A 25,244-nucleotide genomic window follows, 5' to 3' on the forward strand; every position below is an offset into this window, starting at 1 on the left:
TTGCTGCCCTTGAAGGGCAGCAACCATTGGAGCCGATTATTTTGTTTTGAAGCTGAGGAAGCCGTCGTCCACCGGAATGGTTTGACCGTTAATCGCGCTTGCTCCTTCGGAGAACAAGAACGTTACCACGCTTGCCACTTTCTCGGGCTGAATCAGCTGACCGCGCATATGCAGAGCGCCAAGCGCCGATTTCATCGCCTCGTCGTTGCCGAGAATCGGCGTGTTGATAAAGCCCGGGGCAACGCCTACAACGCGGATGCCGTATTCGGCGAGCTCGAGCGCGCCGGATTTGGACATCATCACAACAGCGGCTTTAGCAGCGTTATAGTTGAAGCTGCCCATTGCGGCCGCTGTGCCGTAGATCGATGCGGTGTTCACGATTGTACCGGTTGCGCCCAGCTCAACCATTTTTTTCGCGCCGTAATACATGCCGTAGTAAACGCTATGCTGGTCGACGTCAATTACGCGGTGATACGATTCCGGATCCATCTCGAGGAAAGGCTTCACAAGGCCAATGCCTGCATTGTTGAAAATCCCGTTCAATGTGCCGAATTTCTCTACCGCGAAATCAACGAGTGCTTTCACTTCTTCGCCTTTCGATACGTCAACCTTAAAGGCCGCCGCTTTGCCGCCAGCCGATTCTAGCTCTGCGACAACCGCATTCGCGCCATCCAGGTTATAGTCCGCAATGACAAGCGATGCGCCTTTAGCCGACAGCTGCAAAGCCGCTTGCTTGCCGATCCCGCTTGCTCCGCCAGTGATAATAATAACTTTGCCGTCCAGTTCTGCCATGATAAATATCCCCTTTGCTATGAATTAGTTGTATGAATGGTAACAGCCGCGATTAGATCAAAATCGATCCGCCGTCGATCACGAATTCTTGTCCAACAATATGCGTGGAGAGGTCGGATACGAGATACATCATCAGATTGGCGATCTCTTCCGCTTCGGCATAACGGCCGTCCGGCGTTGTATTCGCCATTTGCTGCCTTGCCGCTTCAGCCGCTTCGTGATTGCCCTTGCCAAAGCCGCTCTCGATCGAACGCATCATTTGCGTATTCACAACACCCGGACATACCGCGTTCACGCGTACGCCGTAAGGAGCCGCCTCAACGCCGGCCGTCTTGGTCATGCCAAGCACCGCATGCTTGCTCGCGCCGTAGGCCACCATGTTAGGCGTTGCCAAGAGCCCTGCTCCGGATGCGGTATTAACGATTGCGCCGCTCTTCTGAGCGACCATTTGCGGAAGCACATGCTTGAGTCCAAGGAATACGCCGCGGACGTTAATCGCCATCAAGCGGTCAAACGCTTCGGTTGGATACTCGACCAAAGGAACAATTTTGCCTTCCCAGCCGGCGTTGTTGAGGAAAATATCGATTTTTCCGAACTTCTCGACTGTTTGAGCCACATAACCTTGAATATCTTCTTCCTTGGTTACGTCTGCTTTTATAAATACGGCTTCTCCGCCGTTTGCTTGGACTTGCTTAACCGTCTCGTTCCCGGCTTCCTCCGACAGGTCAACGACAACAACCTTTGCGCCGTTCCCGGCAAGAGCAAGCGATGCTGCGCGGCCAATACCTCCGCCTGCACCCGTCACGATCGCCACTTTATCCGTAAAATCAAATTTTTGCATAACCGATCACTCCTTGAAAGAAATGCATTACGATTCTTGCAGCAACTCTTGCTTCCCTTGCTAAAGCTGCTTACAAATCTATCTTAACAGATTGTTTTGTCGATTGTCGACAATTTAACCTAAAAAGCTCTTCCATTAACTCCAATTCCCTTTTTTTATTTAATTCCTGCCTGCAGGAATTCGTAAATCGACGTCTGCGCTTGTTCGTATTCCGATGCCAGAATGGACGCGGCAAACCGCTGAAACGGAGCGTGGAATTCCTTGATCTTTTGCTCGCTCCATTTCACTTCTACGAAGATGTTCAGAATCAGGCTCGCTTTCTCGTAAAACTTCGACAACGCAACGTTGCCCGCCACAGTCACCACATGCCGCAGCACCCGCTCCGCCTTCATTCCGTATTCCCGCACATTGCCCTGCTCGCAGGCAGTATCCGCATCCGCGGCGTATTGCTTCAGCATTTCCTTGTATTCAGGCGCCCATTTCTGCTGCCCGTACATAACGGCAACGCGAAGAAGCTCCGCCATTAACGTATTGTAGTCTTCAATCTCGGCTTGGGTAAAAGGCTTCACGATCGTCCCGCGCCGCGGAAGGCGCTCCACGATTCCTTCAACCTGCAGCAAATACAACGCTTCCCGGACAGGCGCCCGGCTTGTATTAAGCTCCTTGGCGATTTCCTCTTCGACGATTTTATCTCCGGCATTCAGCTCTTTGCCGATAATTTTTTTCAAGATATGTCTATAGATTTGCTGCGGCAAGGACTCCCCGAACTGCGAATCCGATACTTCGTAAAAATTGAACATAATGGATATCTCCCCGTCTGTCTAATAAAGCTCCTCTCCTAGTTATCCCAAATTAAGCGGGCAAAATCAATATGCCGTTCGCTCCGTCCTGCTGCTCCGCAGCAGATCATCCAGTCGGCCGCATATTTTCACCCAGTCGAAATGCTCAGCCGCGTCCCTCTGCGTACCCGCCGATGCCTCCCGCAGCCGGTCCTTCGCATGGCATATTTCGATCATCCGCTGGGCGAGGCCGGCGCTGTACCCGACCGCATGCAGCGAGCCGTACGCCAGATGCAAATTTACCTGCTTGTTCCAATCATCCAAGTGGATGCTTCGGTCCTCCTGCTTCGTGGCGGCGTCCCGGCAGCATGCAATATCCGAAGCGAGCAAATAACAGCCGTGTATTTTGGCTTCCGCAAGCACATGAGCGTAAGCTTCAACATTTGAAGGCAGGGCGAAAATTTTGGATTTCCGGTACCATTGATGCAAAGTCTCCTTATCCTGTACAAAACCCGTCAGAATCATCCGGTCCGCAAGCCACGGATAATTCGCCATATACGAATAGAGATACGGCTGGAAGGAATCCTCGACCTTGCCTACCAGCACAAGCTTCCAGCTCGCCGGAATATAAGGCTCCGCCAGCCGGAAGGCTTCAAGCAGCACATGCGTGGCCTTCTCCGGTATGCCAAGCCGTCCGACGGTCAGGATATAATCCGACTTCTCCTCGAACGCCACGGGCAGCTTCGGCTCCTTGCCGAAGAAGTAATAGCCGTTAGGGATGTGATGCACCGGCACCGACCATTTATCCGAAATGTAAGGAGCAAGCGTCTCGCTGCTGATTACGTCGCAATGACTCAGAAAACGTCGGAAATCATCCGTCATTGGCGTTTTGTTCAACCAAATGATATTGGCGTCCAGCTTCAAATAAATCGTGCCGTAAGGGTTTAATTCCTTATATTTCGCCGCCGCTTCGTAGTAAAACGGATAAAAACCAAAAAGGTATAAAACGTCGATTTTTGTCGCATTACACCCTATATACCGAGCTAGGTCATCGCGGCAATCACGCAAGTTCGCCCCGAAAATCGTATCCATTGCCCGGTCCAGATGGTAAGAAAACGACGGCTCGATGTATTCGAGCTCTATCTCCTCCTCGAAGCTGGACAATGACGGCCATAAAGGCTTCCCGCCGTTTGGAAGGTAGGTGACATAGACCGCCTTATAGCCTCTGTATTTCTGCATCAGGTAAGGAAGGATGCCGATATCCTTCGTAAGCAGCGAATCCGTCAGGCATGGCGCCAGCAAATAAAAGCTTTTCCGTTCTTGCATATTTGCACCCCGATATTCCCGTCTTATAATCGGTTAAATATATGTTAATAATTCCGCCTCTAAAACCTGGTCCGAAGCATATGAACAGGCCGAAATCAAAGGAAACACGGCAGATTTCGGTCAAAAACGAAGAGGCGCCCGGTGGGCGCCCCTTATAATCGTTATTGTGCGGTTGTTGTTGCTGCGGGAGCATCCTGAGGGGCTGTGCCGTCCGGTGCTGTGCCGTCCGGTGGAGCGGCGCCGTCCTGAGGCATTTGACCGCCCATGCCCCGGGCTCCGCCGCCGCCCATGCCTCCATGACCGCCGCGTCCGCCGCCCATACCGCCGCCAAATCCGCTTTGAGCCTCCGTAACGCCTGATTCATTGACCCACGTGATGAGGGAGGAAGCCGTGAAGGATACCACTTTGGTTCCGCCGCTGTATTCACCGTCCGCGTAAAGACCATTGGTTGGCGTCCCCGTCGACTTGCCGCCCGAGTAGATGGTGTAGGAAGCGTCTTTAACCAGATCCGGCGTACTGATGTAGACCGCCTGATAGTTTTTCGTCGGTGCATAAGTAGCAATCGTTTTGCCCGACTCGTCTTCCAGGTGAACTAGCGTACCCGCTTGCTGAGTCTGAGGGAACAGCATCAGAATGCCGGCTTGCGTCGAGCTGTCCGATGCGGCCTGCACCATGCCGGAGCTGCCGGCCGCAACAAGCGTGCCGCCTGTCATGTTGAAGATGCCGTCATAGTCCAGCGCGCCGTTGTTGTTCTCGGTCGGCCCGTTCACCATAACGGTGCCGCCCGTCATGACAATCGAACCATTTGCGTCAAGACCATCGCCGTTCGCGTCCACATACAGGCTGCCGCCGCTGATGGTGAGAAGGCCTTCCGAAGCCCCGCTTGCCTGTTGACCGCCGCCTGGAGCTGCGCCTTCGCCGCCGGAGCTGTCCGCGCCCGTTGCCGCATTCACGCCATCGTCGCTCGCCGCCAGCTTGATGTCGCCGCCTGCAATGGTAATATCGGTTGCTTCGAGACCCTCGTAGCTCTTCGTAATATCGATATTGCCGCCCGCAATCTCTAAAGCCGTCTCGGCATGGATGCCGTCATCGCCGGCTGCTATGGTCAAATCTCCTTCGGAGATGGACAATCCGCCCGTGCTGTGCAAGCCATCCTTGCCGGACTGGATGTTATACGTGCCTCCCTGCAGCACAATGATTCCTTCTTCGCCTTCCGTATCATTCGTTGTCTTGATACCGTGGCCGGCAGCATTCAGCGTGAAGTTTCCATCCTTCACCGCCACAAGGTCGCGTCCCATTACGGCATCGTCCGCCGCTTGAATGTCAAACGTTCCTCCGGTAATTTTCAGCTTATCCTTGCTCGCAATCCCGTTGTTGTAGTTGCCTTGCACGGTCAGCTTGCCCGTGCCGTTAATCGTCATATCGTCCTTGCTGAAGATAGCCGCATTAGGCTCATCCGTTTCCGAATCCGGGAAGACATAGTCCGTTCCGTCGGATACGATATTATTGGTGCCTTCCGGCAGGGACAGGATCAGCTTGCCCGCTTCCTCCACATAAATCGGGGCGCTCTTGCTGTAATGGATCTCCGCCCCGTTCAGGACCAGACGAACTACGCCTTTATCCGCTACATTCACGACAATCTGGCCTTCGTCCAGCTTGCCGCTGGCTACATAGGTTCCTGCAGCCGTAATCGTAATGATGCCATCCTTCGCTTCCGCGCCGGAGCCATCAATGGTAGCGCTTGTTCCGCTCAAAGTGATGTTTGTAGCATCCGTCGCGCTCCAATCGGTATACGCATCATCCTCGTCATATTCAACGGTGTCATCTAATTGATAGGTTGCCGTCTGGACGGCTGCCGCCGCTTCGCCAGTATTGGCTGAACCCGTGCTGCCCGTCGTATTGGTTCCCGCGTTCGTCTGGCTATTGCATGCCGACAAAGCCGCCGCGCATAATAAAATAAAAGCCAATTTGCTTAATCTCTTTTTATTGTTCATCGTTTCTCTTCCTCTCTAAGTAAATGGATGGATTTAAGCTTCTGCTCCGGTTGGAGCCATCGTTAAGGAAATATCGAGGTTGCCGTTCCGGCAGCGGATGGCGTCCAGCAGCTCCTTCTGATTCAGGGAAGGCTCCAGCGTGACGGCATAGACAAGCTCGTACAAGCTGCCAAGCTCGGTTGTTCTTACTTTTTTCAGCTCGTATTGCACGTTGTAGATGTTGAAGACTTCGGCAAAAGCTTCTTCATAGCTCAGATTTTCCGGAATCGTTACCTTAAGCAGCTTCTGCGCGGAAGACTTCGAGCCGAACTTCACGGCTTTCAGCAGGAACATCAGGAGACACAGCACAATCGTAAACAGCACCGCGTAGCCGTAAGCCCCAACGCCGCAGGCAAGGCCGGAAGCCATCGTGAACAGGACAAAAGCGATATCCTTCGGATCGCCGGGCGCGCTTCGGAACCGGATAATGGAGAATGCGCCGGCCAAGCTGAACGCGCGGGCGATATTGCTGCCAATCAGCAGGATAATAATCGCGACAATCGTCGGCAGGACGATCATCGTTAGGGCAAAGTTCTGGGTATAGACGGACTGTGTTTTCATATAGGTAAAGCTGATCATCGCGCCAAGCGCAAAGGATAATAACAGCGTCAGCATCGCTTGGCCGAAGGTTAGCTCGGTCACGGATGCCGTTGTGGAGAACAGGGAATCGATCATAATAAAAGGCGCTCCTTTATTCGTTCTTCGTGTCGGATATTCATGCGGTATTCGTTGCCGTATTTCGAAAAGCCCGTCCGGAACATGCCAAGCTCGGACAGCAGCTGGGCGAGCCAGACCGGCACGGTCTTCTCGGCTTTTACTTCCATCAGCCATTGGCCCTTCGCCATCAGCAATTCCCCGTGATCGCCGGCTTCCAGCTTCAGATCGTAACGTCTAGAGCGGATATTCGTATCGAAGGTGATTCGCAGATCCCGGTTGTTTTTGCAAAACATCGCAATCCGATCGTAAGCCAGATACACCTTGGGCTGCAGCTCATACCTCCCGAGAAAATATTTGATCTCCTGAATCACCTGCTTGTTCATATAAGGCTTTGGTTCAGGCTCAATTCCCGTGCGTACGAATTCATACGCCTCATCCAGCGTTAATCCCGTTCTACGCTTGTTCACCAGGCCGCATACTTTTTTCTTCAGCTCTAAGTACACCTTGGCATCCGGCTTCGGAACCCCGTAAGCCCTCAGTCTGAGCTTTTCCCTGTATTTCGGCTTCGCCAGACTGTTGCGGATAATGGAATGCTGGTCGGTATCGAAATACAGATTGCTTATGGAGTAGAATTGATCGTTCTTGTTGTATTCGTCGAGCTCCATATAATCAAGCAGCCGGCTATAAATCTCGTCAAAGGACAGGCTGTCCATTAAATACTTGCTTTCGTAACGGTTAAACACCTCAATAGCCATAGGTTCAGGCTCCTTTCCGTTTTGGCATGCCGCGTGTTCATGTCTGTATCTTAGAAGGGCAACCTTTAATGAATCTTAAATGTTTGTAAATGTAAATTCAGCTGGAATCGGGGCTTGCGCAAAGTTAAGATTGATTAAAGGTTGCCTACTTATAATAAGTTTACAAAGATAGCGCTAACGAAAAGAGGAATGCTTCATGCGAATACTGATTGTGGAAGACGAGGTCAACCTAGCCGACGCTTTATCTCAGATTTTGAAAAAGAATAATTACTCCGTGGACGTCGCGCATGACGGTCAATCGGGATTGGATAACGCTTTATGCGGCATCTATGATCTGCTGCTCCTGGATATCATGCTTCCGGAAATGGACGGAATTACGGTGCTGAAGAAGCTTCGGGAGGAAGGAATCGCAGCCCCGGTGATCATGCTTACCGCCAAGGGAGAAATAAACGATAAGATTACCGGGCTGGATTACGGAGCGGACGATTACGTAGCCAAGCCATTCTCGACCGGCGAGCTGCTGGCGCGAATCAGGGCCGCACTGCGAAGAAGGGGCGAGGTTGTTCCGGAGGACGGCTTGAAGTACGGAGATATCGAGCTCAATACCTCCAACCTGAAGCTGATGTGCAAAGGGAAGGAGCTGAAGCTGATTCTGAAGGAAAGCGAATTGATGGAGCTTCTTATCGTAAGGAAGTCCGCGGTTACTTCCAAAGAGCAGATTATCGAGAAGCTATGGGGATTCGATTCGGACGTGGAGCACAACAACGTGGAGGTCTATATTTCTTTCTTAAGGAAGAAGCTTGTGTTCCTGCAATCCGCCGTGAAAATTAACACGATACGGGGCGTTGGTTACGTACTGGAGGCGACCTCCTGATGTTTAATCGGCTGCGCAACCGGTTTCTAATCGTTAATATGGTGATCATCAGCTTTATTATGATTCTGGCCTTTTCTTCCATTTATACGATTACCTATCAGAATAACCGCAAGACGATGAACGAGGATCTTATTCAAATATCGGAGTTTTACCGCAAGCAGGAAGGTCCCGAGGGCGGCAAGTACAGCGGCGGCGGTGGCCGTGACGGCCATGGACGCGGGGATATGATGGTTCCCGATGGCAAAATGAAGGCCGGTCCGCCGCCGGAGCGTTCGGTATCTTTTGCGCTAACGACGGATGCCGACTGGAATATAACGAATACGGATTCCCGCTTCGATATGGACAGCGATTTCTACACGCTTGCCATTAAAGCCGCCTCATCGGGCGATTCGGACCGCGGCGAGTTTAATCTCGACGGCAACCGCTGGGCTTATGACGTGCAGCAGGTTATGGACGGTTATTCGGTCGTCTTCCTGGATGTCACGAATCAGCATCAGTTCTTGATGACGCTTCTGTACACGTTCCTTGCCGTAGGCTTCATTATGCTTATCGTCATCTATTTCACGAGCCGTTACTTCGCGAACCGTTCGATTGCTCCCGTCAAAGAAGCCTTCGATAAGCAGAAGCGCTTCATCGCGGACGCTTCCCATGAGCTGCGGACGCCGCTCGCCGTTATTAATACGAATGCGGATGTGCTGCTGTCCAACAACGATGACCTCATCCGCAATCAGGAGAAGTGGCTGCATCATATCAAGTCGGAGACGGAGCGCATGCGGACGCTGACAAGCGATCTGCTGTACCTGACCCAGATGGACGATGCGCGCGAAAATGTGATTTTCGCTCCGTTCAACTTAAGCGAGGCGGTGGAAAGCGTTATTCTAACGCTCGAAGCGGTCATCTTCGAGAAGGACATTGCGCTCAGCTACGATATCTCGCCGGAGCTGTCCATCAACGGCAACGTGGAGCAAATGAAGCAGGTAACGCTGATTCTGCTGGATAACGCCATCAAGTATACCAATGCAAAGGGCAAGATCGACCTTACGCTGAAAAAACACGGCAGCGAAGTGGTCCTGAACGTCACCAACTCCGGTGAAGGGATCCCGCCCGAGCATCTGGGCAAAATCTTCGACCGCTTTTACCGTGCCGACGCCTCCCGCTCCCGCAAACACGGGGGCTACGGCCTTGGCCTCGCCATCGCCAAAGCGATCGTCGAGCAGCACAAAGGAAAAATTCACGCGAGAAGCGTGCCGGGCGAGACCACCTCGTTCTCCGTTCAGCTCCCGGTTGAACGTCACTAGATTGAAGCGGCCGTGCAGAGTTCAACTGCGCGGCTGTTTTTTGGCGTTTGGAGGCCTGACAAGCGGACACTCACCATCACTCGAGTTACCCTTGGCAGGCACCCTTACCAACCTCTCTCCATTAACCTAGTCCTCCACCAGTTCCCCTTAACCATTCTTTCACCGGCTCCACCAGTCTGTCTTCTCTCCGCAGACCATCCCGCCAGTAACCTCGGCTGCCCGCCAGTGACGTCACCATGGATTCGCTCCCCCTTAGATCTACTTAGAAACTCCGCATCAGCATGATCGTTCTGCCACCAATATACACGCAGCCCCTCTTCAGTCACTCCAAAATGCAAAAGTACATGACAACTCCCTGCTAGTCCGGCCTAACAATCAACGTACTGCAAAAGTACAGGTAAATCCGCTGTGTCCCCACCTATGAGGCCTATACGAGACTATTTACCTGCACTTTTGCATCAGAATGATCAAACTGCGCCACTTCCCCCTCAATAACCTGCACATTTGCAGCTTATTTTTTAACTAACCTCTACTTCCCGTCCCTGCCCTCATTATCGCCGTACTCCGCAACTACTCCGAGCAGGTCCGTGCCGCTAACGAAACTACATATTCTTATTTGCCCCAAATGGGCTACCCAGAATTTCTAATGAAACTACGTATCGCTATTCCCTGCTTCGACCCACTTCTGTGCCCCTAATCTGTCAAATAGAGATATGACGTTTCGTTAGATCCGCAAAACTCTCGTTTTTGATCAAATAGCGATACGACGTTTCGTTAGAATATGTCCTGTCACTCCTGTCCCCCCTCCCTAATATGAGGGAGGATCTTTGAGCAGCAGGCGGAGTAAAGGGGCTGGGGTATTCCCTGAGGAGCGCAGCGTTCGCCTTTGCCGGCGGGAAATATCAGCTAAAGCGGATTCCAATCCAAATTTCCTGCCGGCAACAGCGACCGAAGGGGATACCCCTGCTCCCTCTCCGCCTTGCAAAGAAGTAATCCTCCCTCATATCCCCCTCCTCCTTATTTAAGTTTGACTAAAGGTTGCCGCTCTAAGATAACTCCATAACGTTCAGGCAAGATGCCTGCTAAGGAGTTGGTTACTATTTTCCGCACGCGCAAATCCAAAATTCTTACCACTATAGCGGTTATTCTGCTTATCGTAGCAGCCATTCTGTACAAGCTTGCCGACCGTTATCTGATCGAGCATGTCGAGGTGAAGGTGACGTCTAACACATCCATCACGCAGGGGACCGACACCGGCATCAGCTCTGGCTCTGGCTCTGGCTCCGGAACCAGCTCTAACTCGACCCCGGACTCCGGCACAAGCAGCGGCACCACTGCCTCCGCAACGACGTCCTCGGATGCCGAATACGACGACTGGAATTACAAGGATGACAACGAGACGATCAGCATCAAGAAGGTGGAGACCGGCTCCGGTTCGGACATGATCACTTACTATGTCGCCGACGTCACGTTTAACAGCAAAACGAACCTGCTTGCCGCTTTTGCCAAGGATTCCTTCGGCACCAACATCACACAGAACACCTCGACCATTGCTGCCAACAACAATGCGGTGTTCGCCATTAACGGCGATTACTACGGCTTCCGCAGCGACGGGGTTGTTATCCGCAACGGCACCGTTTACCGGGACGAACCGGCTCGTATTGGCCTGGCCATGTTTAACGACGGCACGATGAAGTCTTACGACGAAGAAGAAACCTCAACCGACGACCTGCTCGCGCAAGGAGTGACAAACGCCTTTTCCTTTGGCCCGGCCCTCGTTACAGACGGCGAAATCGCCGGCGACTTCAGCCATGTGGAGATCGATAAAAACTTCGGCAACCGCTCGATTCAGAACTCGAACCCGCGGACCGGCATCGGAATGATCTCCGCGAACCATTACGTATTTGTTGTCGTTGACGGACGAAGCACCGGCTACAGCCGCGGCATGACGCTGACGGAATTCGCAGACCTGTTCAAGGAGCTTGGGGCGACGGAAGCCTACAACCTCGACGGCGGCGGCTCGTCCACGATATATTTCATGGGACGCGTCGTGAACAACCCGCTTGGCAAAGGCAATGAACGCGGCGTAAGCGACATTATCTATATTCCGCAATCTTAAGAATGGAGGCCATAACCAATGACTATACTGATCCCCTCATACGAGCCGGACGAAAGACTGCTCACGCTTATTCATCATCTGAAAGAAGAGACCGAAGGCGCCTCCATCCTGATTGTCGATGACGGGAGCGGCGAGCAATACAAGCCGATCTTTGATTCAGCCGCCGAGGCAGGCTGCACGGTACTCCGGCATCCCGTTAACCAGGGCAAGGGCTGCGCGCTCAAGACCGGCTTCGATTATGTTCGGCAGCATGGCGGCACGGACGGTGTAATCTGCGCCGACAGCGACGGGCAGCATCTTCCGGAGGATATCCTTAGAATTACCGATGCCGTGCGCAAAAACCGGAATCACATCGTACTCGGAAGCCGGCAGTTTACCGGCAAAGTGCCGCTGCGCAGCCGCTTTGGCAATTCGGCGACCCGGATGGTCTATGCTCTAGCAACGGGGAAGCCGATTCAAGATACGCAGACCGGCCTGCGCGGCTACTCCTCCGAGATGCTCGACTGGCTGTGCCAAGTGCCGGGCGAACGGTTCGAGTACGAGATGAATATGCTGCTGGAGGCGCCTAAAGCCGGCTATGATTTTGTAGAGGTGCCCATCGAGACGGTTTATCTGGAGAACAACAAATCCTCCCACTTCCGACCGCTTGCGGATTCGGCCAAAATCTATTTCCCGTTCCTGAAGTTCGTCACCTCATCGGGCTTCTCAGCGGTTGTCGATTTCGTGCTGCTGTTCCTCCTGCAGTGGATGACGGGAAGCCTGCTCGCATCGGTTATCGGAGCAAGGGTTATCAGTTCAATCTTCAACTTTACGATGAACCGCCGCTATGTGTTTAACGATGGACAAGGGATATCGGTGCAAAAGTCGCTTCCCCGGTATTTCTCTCTTGTGGTCGTCATACTGGTAGCCAACTACGCCCTCCTGTATCTGTTCCACGAGAGCATCGGAATCCCGCTGTTTATTGCCAAGCTGATGACGGAGGTCTTCTTGTTCGCCTTCAGCTATCTCGTCCAAAGGAAGTTCGTATATTGAGCTACATTGGATTCCGTACAGCGTAACGGAGCATTATTACCGACATCTCAATCTACATTGGATTATCTGCAGCATAATTAATGCAATTGGTGTAATAGCGGCTTATTCTAGACCTTTTTACTGGAATGAATCCAACATAGATCAGGAATCCTTTACTTTTATCCGGATTTTACTGTAGGCAATCCAACGTACGGTAAAAAATAATAAGGCTGTCCCAAAGTCTCCATCAAAGTGGACTTGGGACAGCCTTATTCTAGTTCTTCGCCTTGCGCTGCGACAAAATCGATATCCAATGTAGCTCTACTTTGATAGGAATAGAAGCTCCTCGCCCCTTCGGGGTACCGGCTCCTTGCTGGGTCCGAGGCCTGTCTACAAACGGCAAATCTCGTTTATTTCGGAAGCTCCGCCCATTTATTCGCCTGTTCCGGAGCCGTGTATGCGGCCATGCGGTCCAGCAGAACGGACGGACTTTCTTCAAAGAGCATAAGCTCCAGATTCGTATCCCGCATAAAGCCCGCCGAGACCGTCTGCTTCAGCATTTCGGCGATCGGCTGGTAGAAGCCCTTCACGTTCAGAATGCCAACCGGCTTCTTATGGATGCCAAGCTGCGCCCAGCTTGCCACCTCGAACAATTCCTCGAAGGTTCCAAGCCCGCCAGGCAGCGCAATATAGCCGTCGGACAGCTCGGACATCAGGGCTTTCCGCTCATGCATGTTCCCTACTTCAATAAACTCCGTCAGACCTTTATGCGCCATCTCGCCGATGAACAAGCCGCGCGGCATCACTCCGGTTACATGGCCACCGTTAGCCAGCACCGCATCGGCTACAAGCCCCATCAGGCCGATTCGGGAGCCGCCATAGACCAATTCCATTCCTTTGGCAGCCATCAGTTGCCCCAATTGAGTTGCCGCTTGTCCGTACTCCGGACTTACTCCGGCATTGGAGCCGGCAAATACACAAATTTTGTTCATGATAATCCCCCTGCTATTCTTTGCTGTAGCGCTTGCTTAGCTTGTCTTTATGTGCTCTCAGAACTTCCTCTATGGAAAGATCGTAGATCCCCGCAAGAATATAGACATTCGCCAATACGTCCCCAAGCTCCTCGATCAATTCCTGCTTCAGCACTTCGGCGGGCTGGGCAGCTTCATCCGGGCGGTCCCGTCCAATCTCGATCGTCCTTACCACTCTGGCCGTCTCGCCAACTTCCTCCGTCAGGAAAGCCATCCGCTCAAACGGACCGTAACCCGACCAGCCGCGCTCTTTGTAAAAGTCTTGAATCCACTGTTGAAATTCCTGTTCCTTCATGACGACTATTCTCCCCTGCTCCTGTTGTTCAATCTATTATAAACAAAAAAGGGACACCTCTTAAAGTAAGGTGTTCCTTCTTTTCTGCTCCTTACGGAGTGGTTTTGCATTTCGAAATATTAGCTTCCGTATCTCCCATTACGTACAGGTAGGTGCTTAACGCATGATAACAAGGGATGGAATGCTTAATTGGGTATAAGGCGGAGTTAATCTCGAGTCCCGGCTCGAGATGACGGTAACCGGCGATCTCCACCGGTACCTGCGGCACGATATCCGGCTTATTGAAAATGCGGGTATTCGGAATGTTCATCCGTTGGAAGGCTTCGACAAAGCTCTTGTCGCCAACGCGAGGGGAAGCGAAGGTTATGAGCTCGACATCCACGTTTTTGCTTCCGGCGAGAAAGGCATGGAGCGTAGCTAGCGAGCTGCCTAGACTATGTCCGGTTACAAGAAGCCTTGTACCTTGCGGCAGCGCATCGATGGACGCCATCAGCGTCTCGGAAGGAATACTCGCGTCCGCGTATTCCACCATCATGCTGCGGTATAGATTCGTAAATCCTTGCTCCGTCTTGCCGCCATCCGTCACTTCATGGAACGTCTCGAGTATGAACTCGAAATCCGACAGCCAGTCGAGCGGACTTTCCGTTCCGCGAATTACCACCGCCTGCTGCAGCGGATTGTCCGCGGATCTCGCAATAAAGCCTCCGAATTCCCTTTCCTGCATCTTTTCGAGATGCGGCGTCATCGTCAGATTGGCCACCAGCTCCCAGCCCGCCGGAAAGTCCGCAGGCTTTACCGGCGACAGATGATTCTGCGCGTACATCTCGTAAGCAACCTTAACAAAATGCCCCCAGTCTATCAGCTTCTCCATACTAATCGTATTGCTCATTCGGTCAGCTCCCTATACCTGCGAATATGGTCATTTCGTCCTTTAATTCGACAAATAATGGGAAAAACCTCTAGCGATGGTTCTCTAATGAAAAAGGCTGTCCTCGCGGACAGCCCCTTCTGCTATTTAACCAATACCCATACCCCGGCCTGACCGGGAATTTCGCCTTTAGTCCACCATTTTGCCTTGTACGTATGTCCTTCGTAGACCACCTGTTCGCCGCCGTTATAAGCCTTAGCGTTATTCCAAGCCTGCACGGCAGCCGCCGATACCGGCTTCCATACATCCGAGCTGTCCGGCAGCTCGCCTTGCGTCCACCAGCCCGCTTTATATTCAATGCCGTTGTAGGTCACGATATCGCCGGCCACATAAACTTTCGCGCTGTCCCATGTGCCGGTTCCCGTCGGCGGCGTAACGACGGCCACCTTGGTCGCAATCGTCAAGGCCGCGCTTGCTGCCGAGCGGTTACCTGCCGCATCCACTGCAATAACCGTATACGCGTATGCGGTGGAAGGCTTTAATCCGCTGTCCGAATAGGAGGTGGATGCCGTCGTGCCGATCAACAGATCACCTCTATACACCTCGTATTTCACAACACCGGTATTGTCGGTGGCCGCCGTCCAGCTGAAGGCCGCTGTAGTGTCCGTTACATTGCCGGCTGTAAGTCCCGCCGGTCTTGTTGGAGCCTGCGTATCCGGCGCCGGCGTTGCGGCAGGCAGCGTACTTGCCGATACCGGCACGCTGGCCGCCGAGCGGTTACCCTTGTTGTCTACTGCCGCAATCGTATACGAATAAGACGAATCCGCCGGCAATCCGCTATCCGTATAGCTGGTTCCTGCGGAGGTGCCTACCACTTTGCCGTCACGGCTTATTTCGTAATTTTTAATTCCCGCAGAAGCCGTCGATGCCGACCAGGACATCGTAATGCTGCTGTCCGTATGGCCGGAACACCATACGCTGTCCGGGAAGTTAGGCAGCACAACCGGGTCCGGATCCGGTGTCGTTGCTCCGCCGCCTTGCGTCAGATTGACGTCAATCGCCTGATAGAAGGCATTAACGGTGTCGCCGATTTCCCATACGCCAAGAATAATGTAGTAGCCTGTCCGGTCCGTCGGTACCTTGCATTTATGCGTAACCGTCATCTCCGGCTTCTTCATTCCGCCGTCTACCGTACAGAAGGGCTTTGCTTCCAACTGGTCGCGCGTGAGCGGCTTGTTCGGATCCCAGCCGATCTTCGTAATGTAATAGTCCCATTTCTCCGTCATATGATTGGCCGTGAAATTCCAGGTAAACGTATTATCGCCACCCTTCATGTCGACCTTCTTCCAGCGGTCGGCCGACTGGGCATCCAGCTCGGTATATTTGCCCGCTCCGGCAATCTTGCCGTCAGCCGGGCCTTCTGCGGGGAATCCGCCAATGCCCTCTACGCTTTGCGGCTCATACTGAATCGCTCCGCAATCCTTGTTAGTGCCTTGGCTGCAGAGCAGTGTCCGGCTGGCAGGCGAAGAAATGTAGCCGTGGGCCGATGCTTTGTCCGCGATGGCCAGCATGCAGAGCAGCCCGAGCAGTACAAAGCTGAACAGAATGGCCAGCCTGCCCCCTACCGATTGTCTCGTTATCGTCATGTCGATTTTCCTCGTTTCATGGAATGAAATAACCGGTTCCAATAATAAACAATTGTCTAATTATCAGCCAGATTCCAAAGACCCGGAGGATTATTCTTTGCGATCCGCAGGTTGGAATGCTCCTGACAGAGAGTGAATACGCCAAGAGTCTCACCTTTCGAATCGATTTCGCGATAGCCAACCATTAATGGATATTTAAGGAAAATAAAATGCGACTATACAATAGTCCCAGCTCATCTGTTGGCTCCGCTCTTCATGCGTCAGTCATCCCATTTTGATTCGCGTACCCATGTCAAAGATCCCTCCTGCCGGCAGGCAGAGGGACCTTGTTCGAGTTACCGGTAGTGGTCCAGCAGCCCGGCTAACCGGTCCCGGACCGCTTCCCGCAATTCTTCGGGGCCTTTCAGTGCTGCTTCATATCCTAGTCCAATCAGAAATTCGGTATAGAAAGGCATGTCCCCGCGGGATACATCCGCATCAATGCTGCCGCTCCCGTCTTCCCGAACCTGCAGCATCGGGGCTAGCCATAGCTCCGCTTCGCAGCGCTGGACTCCAGCCCGGCTTAGCTCTACTTGCAGACGGACCGGGTCCTCGGGCATAGCGGCCTCTTTGCGGCTTAGCGGAATGTCGCCAAGGTCGCGCTTTTCCGTACCGGATGTATCCTCCGAAGCGGTGCGGATCCGATCGCAGCGGAAGACGCGGAAGCCCTCGCGCAGGTAGCAATACGCCGTGCAGTACCATAGGCCGTTATGAGCGTAGATGCATACCGGCTGGATTTTGCGGCAGCCCGCCTCGCTGTCCTTCGTCTCGTATTCGATATCGAGCACCTTCTGGTGTACCGCCGCATCCAGCAGCATGGACAAGCAAGGCGCATCGCCGCGCCTGGTTGGCGTAATGAAATCCACACGGTGCTTCATGCTGTCGATCCGGTCCCGAACGTCGCCGGGCATATGAAGATAAAATTTGTTCAGCGCCGAGACGGATTCCGCCTCAAACGGCAGCGAGGAGTAATGCCTAAGCGCATGCACGGCGAAGAACATGGCCACGGCTTCCTCTTCCGTAAAGGCGATGGGCGGCAGCACCCGCTCCCTTAATACCTGGTAACCTCCATGCGGCCCAACCTCCGAATATAAAGGCACGCCCAGCTCGCTGAGTTCCTGCAGATCCCTTAGAATCGTCCGCTTCGAGACGCCAAATTCATCGGCGAGCTCCTGTACCTTGAACCGGCGCTTGCGGTTGACCGTCATCATCAGCTCCATGAGCCGTTTGGATTTGGGCATCCTTTTTGCCTCCTCATTTCATATCCATGACAGAATGTGTCACTATTATCCGTTACGATAAGGGCATCAGGCAATACCACCGCTAAAGGAGCGAAAAAAATGCTTAAATACTCCATTCTGTTTTTCCTTGTTATGTTTATGATCGGCACCGACACGTTTCTTATTTCTCCGCTGCTCCCGACGCTACAGGCGGAATACGGCGTATCAACCGGCATTGCCGGCTGGATGATTGGCGCCTACACCTTGGGCTCGGCTTTGTTCGCGCTAATCTCCGGCCCTTTGTCAGACGGCTGGAACCGCAGAACGGTCATGATCTGCGGGCTGGCCGCCTTTTCCGTTTCAACCGCCTTATGCGGTTTCGCGGACAGCTACTGGATGATGCTTCTGTTCCGTTTCCTCGCCGGAGTCAGCGCTGCCTTCACCGCTCCGCAGGTATGGGCCTCCATTCCCGCCGTTATGCCCCCGCAGCGGATTGCGAAGACGATGGGCATCGCCTTTGGCGGACTGGCTGCGGCCCAAGCGCTTGGCGTTCCGATCGGCAGCTGGCTGGCCGCGGCCGATTGGCCCGTCCCGTTCTGGAGCATCGGCGCATTTTCCTTGCTTCTAGCGGTTGCCGCCTTCCTGCTCCTCCCCGATATGAAGCCTAGCGGCCAGTCGCGCGCTTCCATCTTCAGCCGATATATGCCGTTAATAACGAACGGAAGAGCAAGAGGCGGCTTCCTCGCTTACCTGCTGCTCCATTTGGGAAGCGGTACGGCGATGGCTTTTATCGGCAAATGGATGGCTGATCATTTCGAGCTGTCCATAGGCGGAATCGGCAACGTCATGATGGGACTTGGATGCGGCACCTTGCTCGGAAGCATCATCAGCTCCGCGGTTATTCGCAAGCTTGGCAGCACGCGGACCGTAACCGCCGGTATGCTCTTGCTAGCCCTGCTGTATATTGTTGGCCCGCATGCCGACCTATCGCCTGCGGTGATGATCTATTTCGTTATCTTTACCGTTCTCGGCGTTATTTTCCCTCTTGTTATGGGCCTGCTAACTGCCCTGAACGCTTCCATCCGGGGAACCATTTCCAGCCTCGCCAACTCGACCATGAACGGTGCGAATACGCTTGGCGCCTGGCTGGCCGGACTATTGTACGTTCATTTTGCCGGTTATGCGTCCATCGGTATTTTTTCCGCGGCATGCATCGTTCTCTCTCTTGTCACGTTCCGGCTCGGCGGTCTTGTAACGGGCGCAGGCTCGGAGGCAAAACAGCAATCGAAGCCTGCCTGAGAACAGGAAAAAACATTGTTTATTTCCATTTTTATACTTAATATGGAGTGGTGATGAAGATCAGAGGGAGAGATGATCGTGGCTAATGTAAAAGAGCAGATTCATGCATTGCTGGAACCCCTTGTCCCCGAGCGAAGGTTTAACGGAGCCGTACTCGTCTCGCAACGCGGCAGTATCCTGTATTCGGAAGCATGGGGACAAGCAAATATGGAGCTTGCGGTGGATAATACGACTAAAACCAAGTTCCGGATCGGTTCGATAACCAAAACCTTTACGGGGGTATCCATCCTCCAGCTGGTGGAAAAAGGCATGCTCCGGCTGGAGGATCCGGTCAGCCGTTTCTTTCCGCAGCAGACGGGCAGCAACTCCATAACCATCCAACATCTACTGACGCATACATCTGGAATTCCCAATTATACGGATGATCCTTCTATGTTCGACTGGGCTGCGAACACTTCGACACCGGAAATTCTTATTGGGCGATTCGCCCATAAAGAGCTAGAGGCCGCTCCAGGCGAGCAGTACAAATACTCCAACTCCGGTTATGTCCTGCTTGGAGCCATCCTAGAGCAAATAACCGGACAATCTTACGCGGACTATTTGCAGGAGCACATCTTCCTTCCGCTTGGCATGAACCAAACGCAGATGGATCAGCCAAGCCAGATTCTGCTCAACCGTGCTGCGGGTTATCATTCGGACGAAGAGGGGCAATTAACTAATGCACCCACCTTCGATCCTTCCAATGCTTATGCAGCGGGAGCTATTATTTCAACAATCGGGGACTTGCATTTATGGGATCAGGCGCTCTATACGGAGCAGCTTCTGACCAAGCCTTCTCTCGATCTCATGTTTACTCCGTTCAAGGGAGAACGGGATTTTCAATACGGCTACGGCTGGATCATTCAAGATACGCCTTTTGGAAAGCTTGTTTGCCATAGCGGCGGCATTCCCGGCTTCTCCTCCGTTCTGCTCCGTTTCATTGAACAGCAGACCTCGGTCATCGTGCTCAGCAATATCCTGCAGGATGTCAGCACACTTGGCAAACAGCTGGCCGAGCTTGCCATTGCAGCCCGCCAACAGCATCGGTTAAAAATAAATGGAGAGTCAGCCCGCAGCTGACTCTCCTAATCTTTTAAAGGAGTTATCGCGGAGAAAGAGTAAGTTCCGTCTTCCTGCCTGATATAACGAACGGTGTATTTGTGATCGATTTGAACGGTATCCCACACGCTCTCCTCCAAAATAATTTTATCCACGCTTTTCAACCTTTTCTTGTCGGGGTAAGCGATCATAATCCAGTACTGCCCGTCATCCCCCTCGCCTTTATCGATGACCTTTACGTTTACGGCGAACGTACCCCTTCCTTGCTCCTTAGAAGAACAAGCTCCCAGCATCAAACCGGCCAGAAGAAGAATTGCGGCGCATAAACCTGCCTTTCTCATGCTCCACCTCATCCCTATTCTCCTTTATGCATACGAATAGACGTATACTCTAAGACCTCCGCCCGAGAAAAGAACCTTCTTCAGGCCTCGCGAAATCTAGCCGCGGGTCCATTAATGCCTGTAAGTCCTTTCCAGTAAATTAAAGGTATACATTTACGGGAAGGGACGAGGATAAAATGCAAAGCTATGTAAATCAAGCAACGACGCAGAAGCCGAGGCTGTTCGAGGGGGAAAAATGGCTTGTTCTGACTGGTCTTCTCGGATTTCTTCTAGCGGCAATTTGCGAGGTATGGGTGCTTGCGAACGGAGGGGAGGTCTCGCCCGGAGGCGATGTTTCAAAAGCTTTTTCCTTTGATGCGGCCCTTGGCGCTTTTATTCTATCCACCGCGGCAATTGCGCCATTATCGGGATTGAAGGCGCGAAGCCGGGCGCTGTTCCGGAGGGTGTACATCGGGCTTGCTCTTTACTCCTATGGGGCGGAGACGATTCAAAACTTCCGCGGCGTTAATCCGAGATTTGTTGACAGCAATTCGTTTTTCGACCAAACGGTCGGCAATGTCTTCACGTTTGTTGCCCTGTTTCTCGTTTTGTTTTATTTGTACCTTGGCGTTCAATTCTTCCGTTCGAAGGCTTATAAGCTTCGGCCCGGGATGACGCTGGGCGTGCGTTACGCCATGATCGCCGTCACCGTATCGTTTGCCGCCGGCATTTGGATCTCCATGAACCAGGGCAGGTTTATCGGCGCGGACGGCAATATTATATGGCTGCACGGGCTTGGCTTCCATGCGCTTCAGGCCGTGCCGATTGTCGCTTGGCTAGTCGAGCGTTCCCGCGCCAAAGCCTCTAACCTGATTCATATTACCGGCATTACTTATCTGCTTGGCCTAATCGCGATCGGATGGCAGACGTTAAACGGTCACGCTCTAATGGAGTGGTCTACCCTACCGATCGTTGCGGGCATCTGCTTTATTCTTTCGCTCGCGGCCGGCGTGGCTGCGCTGCGCAAGATGCTTCTTTCCGGTTCGCGTCCAAACAGCGGCAACCGGAACAGAGCTGCACGCTTTTGAACAAATGAGGGAGATGCCCGGCGGGCAGCTCCCTCTTCTTATGTTTTATCGTTTTTTTAGAAAGTTTTTAGAGCCCCTAAACATCCTCCGGCTATACTGGGGTCATCAACCCCTAAGGAGAGTTCCGATGAAAAAAAGCTGCTGGGTTCTGCTGTTGCTGTCTGTCGCCATAATGCTGCCGTTTGTTATCCCGTACCTTACTTTAAATCCCGCAAGCAGCCGTATTGAAGTTTCCTCAAGGACAATTCAATATCCTGCTCTGGTTAGCCATATCATTCTAGCCTTTATAGCCATGCTAGCGGGATTTCTGCAATTCCACCGCACGCTGCGGCGGAACAAGCCGTCCCTGCATATCCTTCTTGGCAAAGTATACGCAGGCTCGGTATTCCTAAGCGGCGGGCTTGCCCTTATCGTGTCCTGCTACGAACCCGACTTCGGCCGTACGTTATCCTTCCTCTTCCTCGATCTGCTGTGGCTGATCACGACGGCAATGGGTTACCGTTCTGCAAGGAAAAGGGACTGGCAGTCGCATAAGCAATGGATGATCCGCAGCTTTGCCATGACTTTAACGGCCGTCAGCGCTAGAGCCTTGGTGCCTCTATTAATTCTTCTGTACCTGCTTCTGCACCGGTTCGCTCTGCCGGGCGGCCGTACGGGAATGATTGAAGAGGTGCTGGACAATAACATCTGGGCTGCCCTTATTCTAAACTTCGTTATCGTAGAGTGGTTCATCCGCCGGCCGAAGCGCGAGCAAGTTTCATTATAATCAATTATTTCCAACCACTGGAATAAAAGGTATGCCATACTGGGATTATCCCAATAACGGTGGTGGTCAATATGAACTTTACAATCCGCAAATTAAAACAGCCGGAAGACTTTCAGGCCGTAGCGCCTCTCGTCAATCTGGTGTGGTCGGAACCAACAACGGCAGAACGGCTGCAGGAGGACGAGGACAAAATCCCTCCTGGCCAGCTGCATTATAACGAGCAAGGCGAGCTGATGGGCTGGGACCGTCCCAAGTGGGTAGCCGAAGACGAGAACGGACATATCATCGCTTACGCCATAGCCTGGCGTGCGCCTTGGACGGAGCCCGGCGCACTCATCCATACGTTAATCGTCCACCCGGAATTCCGCGGCAAAGGCGTTGGCACTGCCATATACGGCGCCCTTCATGCCTGGGCGCAGGAGGTTAAAGCTTCACGCCTGATAAACTACAACATGAAGGAGACGGACGAGAGGTCTCTTGCTTTCGCGGAAAAGCATGGTTATTTCAAGGAACGGCTGTCCTTTGAGTCCGTGCTGGATTTACGAGAGTATACCGCGGGTGAACAGCTGGTTGCTTCCATTGGCGATGCGGAGCGAGCCGGCATACGCTTCGTTACGTTGGCGGAGGAACCGGGAGAGGACAATGAACGCAAACTGCATGAGCTTTATAAAATAACGCACCACGATATTCCCGGCTATACGGGTGATTACCCTTGGTTTGAGGAATGGAAAAAATGGACCCTCGAACTGCCCGGCGTTCGTCCGGAATGGGTTCATATCGCCAAGGACGGCGAACGCTACGTTGGCGTGGTAAGCCTGCAGCATAACGAACAGACCGGGGCCATGTACCACGAATACACGGGGGTGCTGCCGCAATACCGCGGCCGCCGGATAGCGCTTGCCCTGAAGCTGCTTGGCCTGCAATCCGCCAGGGCAGCCGGCGCTCCTTATCTCCGGACGCATAACGACTCGGCCAATATTCCCATGCTGCGCATAAACCGGGATCTGATGGGCTTCCGCGCGGAGCCGGGCAGCTACAAGATCGTTTGTACGCTGTGACAATGACAAAAAAGCGGTTGTGACCGGGGTTTCACCCCTGCACAACCGCTTTTCCATCCTAAATCGTATTTTTATAGTCCTGAGCCTTTTCCTCCAGCTGATAAGCGGATTCTCCAATCCGGGCAAACTCGCCCACCGCCCTCCGGGCGCGCTGCTGGCTTTCCAGGATCATCGACTGCGACCGGTGCATTCCCTTCGCGATATTTCCAACCTCGGCCGCAATCCCGGCCAGATTAGCCTGGACGGCCTTGGCCGCTTCATCCGCTTGCTTAGCCAGCTTGCGAACCTCTGCAGCAACCACGCTGAAGCCCCGGCCATGCTCGCCGGCATGCGCGGCTTCAATCGCCGCATTCAAGGCCAGCAGATTCGTATGCTTGGCCACTTCCCGGATAATATGAATCGTGCTTCGCACGGACTCGGTCTCATGCTCCAGCGCGCCAAGCACCTTCATGTTCCCGCTTGATTCCAAGGCCACGCTTTCTATGGTCTGCTCGATCTGTCTGCTTCCGGCAATCCCTTCCTCCGTCCGTTCCAGCAAATCCTGCGCCATCCGCTGCAGTTCATCCGTAAGCTTTGCCGCAGCGTTTTCCCTCTCGGTAATATCCGTCGCAACCTTAAGAATTCCTTCTACGCGTCCTTCGGCGTTAAACACCGGCATATAAGTAGCCTCGAACCATAATAACCGGCCGTCCTTGGATACACGCGAGATTTTTTCCTGGAAAATCCGTCCGCTCCGGAGATTGTTCCAGAGCTCCCGGTAACCGGGACTGTTCGCGAACTCGGGCGTACAAAACTGCCTGTGCATGAGGCCCTGCATTTCGTCCGCTTCGTACCCCATCGCCCGGGCGAAATTATCGTTCGCCCACAAAACTTTCCCGTCCGTACTTAGTTCAATCATAGCCAGCGACTTCTCCATTGCCGCCAGAACGAAATGCATATCCAATACTTGAGAACTGGAATGCCGATCTTGGGATACCGTAAGCATCGGATCACCTTCTACTTCCAATGTATAGTTTATGTATAGTATTTTCGTTAAAATTATACATAATTCATATTTCCATCGCAAGGAAGATCATAGGGAATGGAATGGAGTCCTCTATTTTTTTTGTACAACTTATGTATAATAAAACCTGAGGTGTAAGCGTATGTATAGTATTCGTAAAGTATCCCAGTTAGTTGGGATTCCCGCTGTAACCATTCGGGCATGGGAGAACCGATATCAGCTTACCGCGCCCGTCCGAAGCACTGGCGGTCACCGTCTATACCGGGACGCCGATATCGAAACCCTGCGCTGGATCAAGCAGCAGATGGAGACCTTCCACTTGAAGATCAGCGAAGCCGTCACCCTTTACCGGGACAAGCAGGCGAATAAGCCGTCCGAGGCGTTGTTAGACGAGCCAAGCCGGTTTAACCGTCTGACGGAGCAGCTCTACACGGAGCTCATTGACCTGAATACCGTTCAGTCGAATGAGGTCATTGATTTGAGCTTTTCCTTATTCCATCACGAAGAGGTATTCCACCATATTCTTACGCCTGTCATGAGACAAATCGGTACGGCGTGGGAAAATGGTGTTATTTCGGTTGCCCAGGAGCATTTCGCTTCTCAAATCATTACTCAGAGATGCACCCAGTTCATGCGAATTTTGCCGATGAATCCGCAGCTGCCAAGGGTTGTCGCGTTATGTCCGGAGGGAGAGCATCATCAGATGGGCCTTATGCTTTTCAGCTTGTTTCTGCGCAACAAAGGCCATGATGTCATCTATCTGGGTCCGGATACTCCGCTTAACGATATTACGGGTTTAATCCGGGCTAAAAATATAGGGATTATTGCCGTCTCGTTGAATAATCCCCTGCTTGCGGCTTCCGTAGAGAAATGGATAACCGATTGCCGCCAAGCCAATCCTCAGCTTACCGTTGTTGCCGGCGGGGCGGGCTTTCAAGGCTGCGGCGCCTCCCTGGCCCCGCTTGTATGTCCACCCGTTCCTTCGGAATGGGACAACTGGTACAGCCTTCTTTTATACCGATAACGAG

At 52.9% G+C, this 25,244-nt stretch carries 24 protein-coding genes; 10 read left to right on the plus strand and 14 right to left on the minus strand.

Annotation, left to right across the window (positions count from 1 at the left end):
* Positions 1-36: 36 nt before the first annotated feature.
* From ACR9FF_RS29630 to ACR9FF_RS29660, 7 genes are all read right to left on the minus strand, one after another.
* Positions 37-792, minus strand: a complete 756-nt coding sequence (locus tag ACR9FF_RS29630) for an SDR family NAD(P)-dependent oxidoreductase (protein WP_435167746.1) — start codon at positions 790-792, stop codon at positions 37-39.
* Between the two features lie 52 nt (positions 793-844).
* Positions 845-1,633 carry an SDR family NAD(P)-dependent oxidoreductase gene (locus ACR9FF_RS29635; RefSeq protein WP_435167749.1) on the minus strand — a complete coding sequence of 263 codons (789 nt, stop codon included), beginning with the start codon at positions 1,631-1,633 and terminating at the stop codon, positions 845-847.
* 155 nt (positions 1,634-1,788) lie between these two features.
* Positions 1,789-2,433 (minus strand): GntR family transcriptional regulator, encoded by a 645-nt coding sequence (locus ACR9FF_RS29640; RefSeq protein ID WP_435167752.1) that lies wholly within the window; start codon positions 2,431-2,433, stop codon positions 1,789-1,791.
* A 66-nt stretch (positions 2,434-2,499) separates the two neighbouring features.
* Entirely contained in the window at positions 2,500-3,738 is a 1,239-nt protein-coding gene (locus ACR9FF_RS29645) for a glycosyltransferase family 4 protein (protein ID WP_435167755.1), read from the minus strand.
* Between the two features lie 161 nt (positions 3,739-3,899).
* Complete coding sequence (locus ACR9FF_RS29650) at positions 3,900-5,732, minus strand: carbohydrate-binding domain-containing protein (RefSeq protein ID WP_435167758.1); 1,833 nt, start codon at positions 5,730-5,732, stop codon at positions 3,900-3,902.
* 33 nt (positions 5,733-5,765) lie between these two features.
* Positions 5,766-6,446 carry a DUF4956 domain-containing protein gene (locus tag ACR9FF_RS29655; RefSeq protein ID WP_201002874.1) on the minus strand — a complete coding sequence of 227 codons (681 nt, stop codon included), beginning with the start codon at positions 6,444-6,446 and terminating at the stop codon, positions 5,766-5,768.
* The gene (locus ACR9FF_RS29660; RefSeq protein WP_435167761.1) at positions 6,443-7,183 is read right to left on the minus strand and encodes a polyphosphate polymerase domain-containing protein; all 741 of its coding nucleotides are present in this window, start codon (positions 7,181-7,183) and stop codon (positions 6,443-6,445) included. Before ACR9FF_RS29660 ends, ACR9FF_RS29655 begins: the two co-directional genes overlap by 4 nt.
* A gap of 196 nt (positions 7,184-7,379) precedes the next feature.
* Here ACR9FF_RS29660 and ACR9FF_RS29665 point away from each other — a divergent pair, with 196 nt between their 5' ends.
* From ACR9FF_RS29665 to ACR9FF_RS29680, 4 genes are all read left to right on the plus strand, one after another.
* A complete protein-coding gene (locus tag ACR9FF_RS29665) occupies positions 7,380-8,057 on the plus strand; it encodes a response regulator transcription factor (RefSeq protein ID WP_201002878.1) in 678 nt (225 codons plus the stop codon).
* Positions 8,057-9,355: a sensor histidine kinase gene (locus tag ACR9FF_RS29670; RefSeq protein WP_201002880.1), complete on the plus strand. Its 1,299-nt coding sequence runs from the start codon at positions 8,057-8,059 to the stop codon at positions 9,353-9,355. Before ACR9FF_RS29665 ends, ACR9FF_RS29670 begins: the two co-directional genes overlap by 1 nt.
* A 1,090-nt stretch (positions 9,356-10,445) precedes the next feature.
* Entirely contained in the window at positions 10,446-11,474 is a 1,029-nt protein-coding gene (locus ACR9FF_RS29675) for a phosphodiester glycosidase family protein (RefSeq protein WP_435167765.1), read from the plus strand.
* An 18-nt stretch (positions 11,475-11,492) separates the two neighbouring features.
* On the plus strand, positions 11,493-12,506 hold the full coding sequence (locus tag ACR9FF_RS29680; protein ID WP_248756516.1) for a bifunctional glycosyltransferase family 2/GtrA family protein: 1,014 nt from the start codon (positions 11,493-11,495) through the stop codon (positions 12,504-12,506).
* Positions 12,507-12,895: 389 nt separating this feature from the next.
* Here the strand turns inward: ACR9FF_RS29680 and ACR9FF_RS29685 are convergent, their stop codons facing one another.
* The 5 genes from ACR9FF_RS29685 to ACR9FF_RS29705 all read right to left on the minus strand — a co-directional run bounded on the left by ACR9FF_RS29685 (position 12,896) and on the right by ACR9FF_RS29705 (position 17,605).
* Positions 12,896-13,477 carry a TIGR00730 family Rossman fold protein gene (locus ACR9FF_RS29685; protein WP_435167769.1) on the minus strand — a complete coding sequence of 194 codons (582 nt, stop codon included), beginning with the start codon at positions 13,475-13,477 and terminating at the stop codon, positions 12,896-12,898.
* A gap of 13 nt (positions 13,478-13,490) precedes the next feature.
* Positions 13,491-13,811, minus strand: coding sequence for a MazG nucleotide pyrophosphohydrolase domain-containing protein (locus ACR9FF_RS29690; RefSeq protein ID WP_127494906.1), 321 nt, complete (start codon positions 13,809-13,811; stop codon positions 13,491-13,493).
* 91 nt (positions 13,812-13,902) lie between these two features.
* A complete protein-coding gene (locus ACR9FF_RS29695; protein WP_435167772.1) occupies positions 13,903-14,700 on the minus strand; it encodes a lipase family protein in 798 nt (265 codons plus the stop codon).
* Positions 14,701-14,822: 122 nt separating this feature from the next.
* Positions 14,823-16,325 carry a lytic polysaccharide monooxygenase gene (locus ACR9FF_RS29700; protein WP_435167775.1) on the minus strand — a complete coding sequence of 501 codons (1,503 nt, stop codon included), beginning with the start codon at positions 16,323-16,325 and terminating at the stop codon, positions 14,823-14,825.
* A gap of 335 nt (positions 16,326-16,660) precedes the next feature.
* Entirely contained in the window at positions 16,661-17,605 is a 945-nt protein-coding gene (locus tag ACR9FF_RS29705) for a helix-turn-helix transcriptional regulator (protein ID WP_435167778.1), read from the minus strand.
* Between the two features lie 99 nt (positions 17,606-17,704).
* On the opposite strand from ACR9FF_RS29705, the gene ACR9FF_RS29710 reads away from it, so the two are divergent.
* Together ACR9FF_RS29710 and ACR9FF_RS29715 are read left to right on the plus strand one after the other, a co-directional pair.
* Positions 17,705-18,883, plus strand: a complete 1,179-nt coding sequence (locus tag ACR9FF_RS29710; protein ID WP_435167781.1) for an MFS transporter — start codon at positions 17,705-17,707, stop codon at positions 18,881-18,883.
* Positions 18,884-18,961: 78 nt separating this feature from the next.
* Positions 18,962-20,002 (plus strand): serine hydrolase domain-containing protein, encoded by a 1,041-nt coding sequence (locus ACR9FF_RS29715; protein WP_435167784.1) that lies wholly within the window; start codon positions 18,962-18,964, stop codon positions 20,000-20,002.
* 5 nt (positions 20,003-20,007) lie between these two features.
* Here ACR9FF_RS29715 and ACR9FF_RS29720 read toward each other — a convergent pair whose 3' ends face one another.
* Complete coding sequence (locus ACR9FF_RS29720; RefSeq protein WP_435167787.1) at positions 20,008-20,322, minus strand: hypothetical protein; 315 nt, start codon at positions 20,320-20,322, stop codon at positions 20,008-20,010.
* A 176-nt stretch (positions 20,323-20,498) separates the two neighbouring features.
* Between ACR9FF_RS29720 and ACR9FF_RS29725 the strand changes: the two genes are divergently transcribed.
* The 3 genes from ACR9FF_RS29725 (at position 20,499) to ACR9FF_RS29735 (ending at position 23,213) form a co-directional block, all read left to right on the plus strand.
* The gene (locus tag ACR9FF_RS29725; protein ID WP_435167790.1) at positions 20,499-21,389 is read left to right on the plus strand and encodes a hypothetical protein; all 891 of its coding nucleotides are present in this window, start codon (positions 20,499-20,501) and stop codon (positions 21,387-21,389) included.
* 127 nt (positions 21,390-21,516) lie between these two features.
* A complete protein-coding gene (locus ACR9FF_RS29730) occupies positions 21,517-22,155 on the plus strand; it encodes a DUF2306 domain-containing protein (RefSeq protein ID WP_435167793.1) in 639 nt (212 codons plus the stop codon).
* Between the two features lie 71 nt (positions 22,156-22,226).
* A complete protein-coding gene (locus ACR9FF_RS29735; protein WP_435167796.1) occupies positions 22,227-23,213 on the plus strand; it encodes a GNAT family N-acetyltransferase in 987 nt (328 codons plus the stop codon).
* Between the two features lie 58 nt (positions 23,214-23,271).
* On the opposite strand, the gene ACR9FF_RS29740 is transcribed toward ACR9FF_RS29735, so the two are convergent.
* Complete coding sequence (locus ACR9FF_RS29740) at positions 23,272-24,198, minus strand: methyl-accepting chemotaxis protein (RefSeq protein WP_435167799.1); 927 nt, start codon at positions 24,196-24,198, stop codon at positions 23,272-23,274.
* A 160-nt stretch (positions 24,199-24,358) separates the two neighbouring features.
* Between ACR9FF_RS29740 and ACR9FF_RS29745 the strand changes: the two genes are divergently transcribed.
* Positions 24,359-25,240 carry a MerR family transcriptional regulator gene (locus ACR9FF_RS29745; RefSeq protein WP_435167802.1) on the plus strand — a complete coding sequence of 294 codons (882 nt, stop codon included), beginning with the start codon at positions 24,359-24,361 and terminating at the stop codon, positions 25,238-25,240.
* Positions 25,241-25,244: the final 4 nt, after the last annotated feature.

The sequence above is a fragment of the Paenibacillus glycanilyticus genome, from assembly GCF_051200795.1.
GTDB lineage: Bacteria > Bacillota > Bacilli > Paenibacillales > Paenibacillaceae > Pristimantibacillus > Pristimantibacillus glycanilyticus.

Coding starts and splice junctions, on each gene's coding strand:
- ACR9FF_RS29630 (WP_435167746.1), bottom strand. CDS start 792: ATGGCAGAACTGGACGGCAAAGTTATTATTATCACTGGCGGAGCAAGC.
- ACR9FF_RS29635 (WP_435167749.1), bottom strand. CDS start 1,633: ATGCAAAAATTTGATTTTACGGATAAAGTGGCGATCGTGACGGGTGCA.
- ACR9FF_RS29640 (WP_435167752.1), bottom strand. CDS start 2,433: ATGTTCAATTTTTACGAAGTATCGGATTCGCAGTTCGGGGAGTCCTTG.
- ACR9FF_RS29645 (WP_435167755.1), bottom strand. CDS start 3,738: ATGCAAGAACGGAAAAGCTTTTATTTGCTGGCGCCATGCCTGACGGAT.
- ACR9FF_RS29650 (WP_435167758.1), bottom strand. CDS start 5,732: ATGAACAATAAAAAGAGATTAAGCAAATTGGCTTTTATTTTATTATGC.
- ACR9FF_RS29655 (WP_201002874.1), bottom strand. CDS start 6,446: ATGATCGATTCCCTGTTCTCCACAACGGCATCCGTGACCGAGCTAACC.
- ACR9FF_RS29660 (WP_435167761.1), bottom strand. CDS start 7,183: ATGGCTATTGAGGTGTTTAACCGTTACGAAAGCAAGTATTTAATGGAC.
- ACR9FF_RS29665 (WP_201002878.1), top strand. CDS start 7,380: ATGCGAATACTGATTGTGGAAGACGAGGTCAACCTAGCCGACGCTTTA.
- ACR9FF_RS29670 (WP_201002880.1), top strand. CDS start 8,057: ATGTTTAATCGGCTGCGCAACCGGTTTCTAATCGTTAATATGGTGATC.
- ACR9FF_RS29680 (WP_248756516.1), top strand. CDS start 11,493: ATGACTATACTGATCCCCTCATACGAGCCGGACGAAAGACTGCTCACG.
- ACR9FF_RS29685 (WP_435167769.1), bottom strand. CDS start 13,477: ATGAACAAAATTTGTGTATTTGCCGGCTCCAATGCCGGAGTAAGTCCG.
- ACR9FF_RS29690 (WP_127494906.1), bottom strand. CDS start 13,811: ATGAAGGAACAGGAATTTCAACAGTGGATTCAAGACTTTTACAAAGAG.
- ACR9FF_RS29695 (WP_435167772.1), bottom strand. CDS start 14,700: ATGAGCAATACGATTAGTATGGAGAAGCTGATAGACTGGGGGCATTTT.
- ACR9FF_RS29700 (WP_435167775.1), bottom strand. CDS start 16,325: ATGACGATAACGAGACAATCGGTAGGGGGCAGGCTGGCCATTCTGTTC.
- ACR9FF_RS29705 (WP_435167778.1), bottom strand. CDS start 17,605: ATGCCCAAATCCAAACGGCTCATGGAGCTGATGATGACGGTCAACCGC.
- ACR9FF_RS29710 (WP_435167781.1), top strand. CDS start 17,705: ATGCTTAAATACTCCATTCTGTTTTTCCTTGTTATGTTTATGATCGGC.
- ACR9FF_RS29720 (WP_435167787.1), bottom strand. CDS start 20,322: ATGAGAAAGGCAGGTTTATGCGCCGCAATTCTTCTTCTGGCCGGTTTG.
- ACR9FF_RS29725 (WP_435167790.1), top strand. CDS start 20,499: ATGCAAAGCTATGTAAATCAAGCAACGACGCAGAAGCCGAGGCTGTTC.
- ACR9FF_RS29730 (WP_435167793.1), top strand. CDS start 21,517: ATGAAAAAAAGCTGCTGGGTTCTGCTGTTGCTGTCTGTCGCCATAATG.
- ACR9FF_RS29735 (WP_435167796.1), top strand. CDS start 22,227: ATGAACTTTACAATCCGCAAATTAAAACAGCCGGAAGACTTTCAGGCC.
- ACR9FF_RS29740 (WP_435167799.1), bottom strand. CDS start 24,198: ATGCTTACGGTATCCCAAGATCGGCATTCCAGTTCTCAAGTATTGGAT.
- ACR9FF_RS29745 (WP_435167802.1), top strand. CDS start 24,359: ATGTATAGTATTCGTAAAGTATCCCAGTTAGTTGGGATTCCCGCTGTA.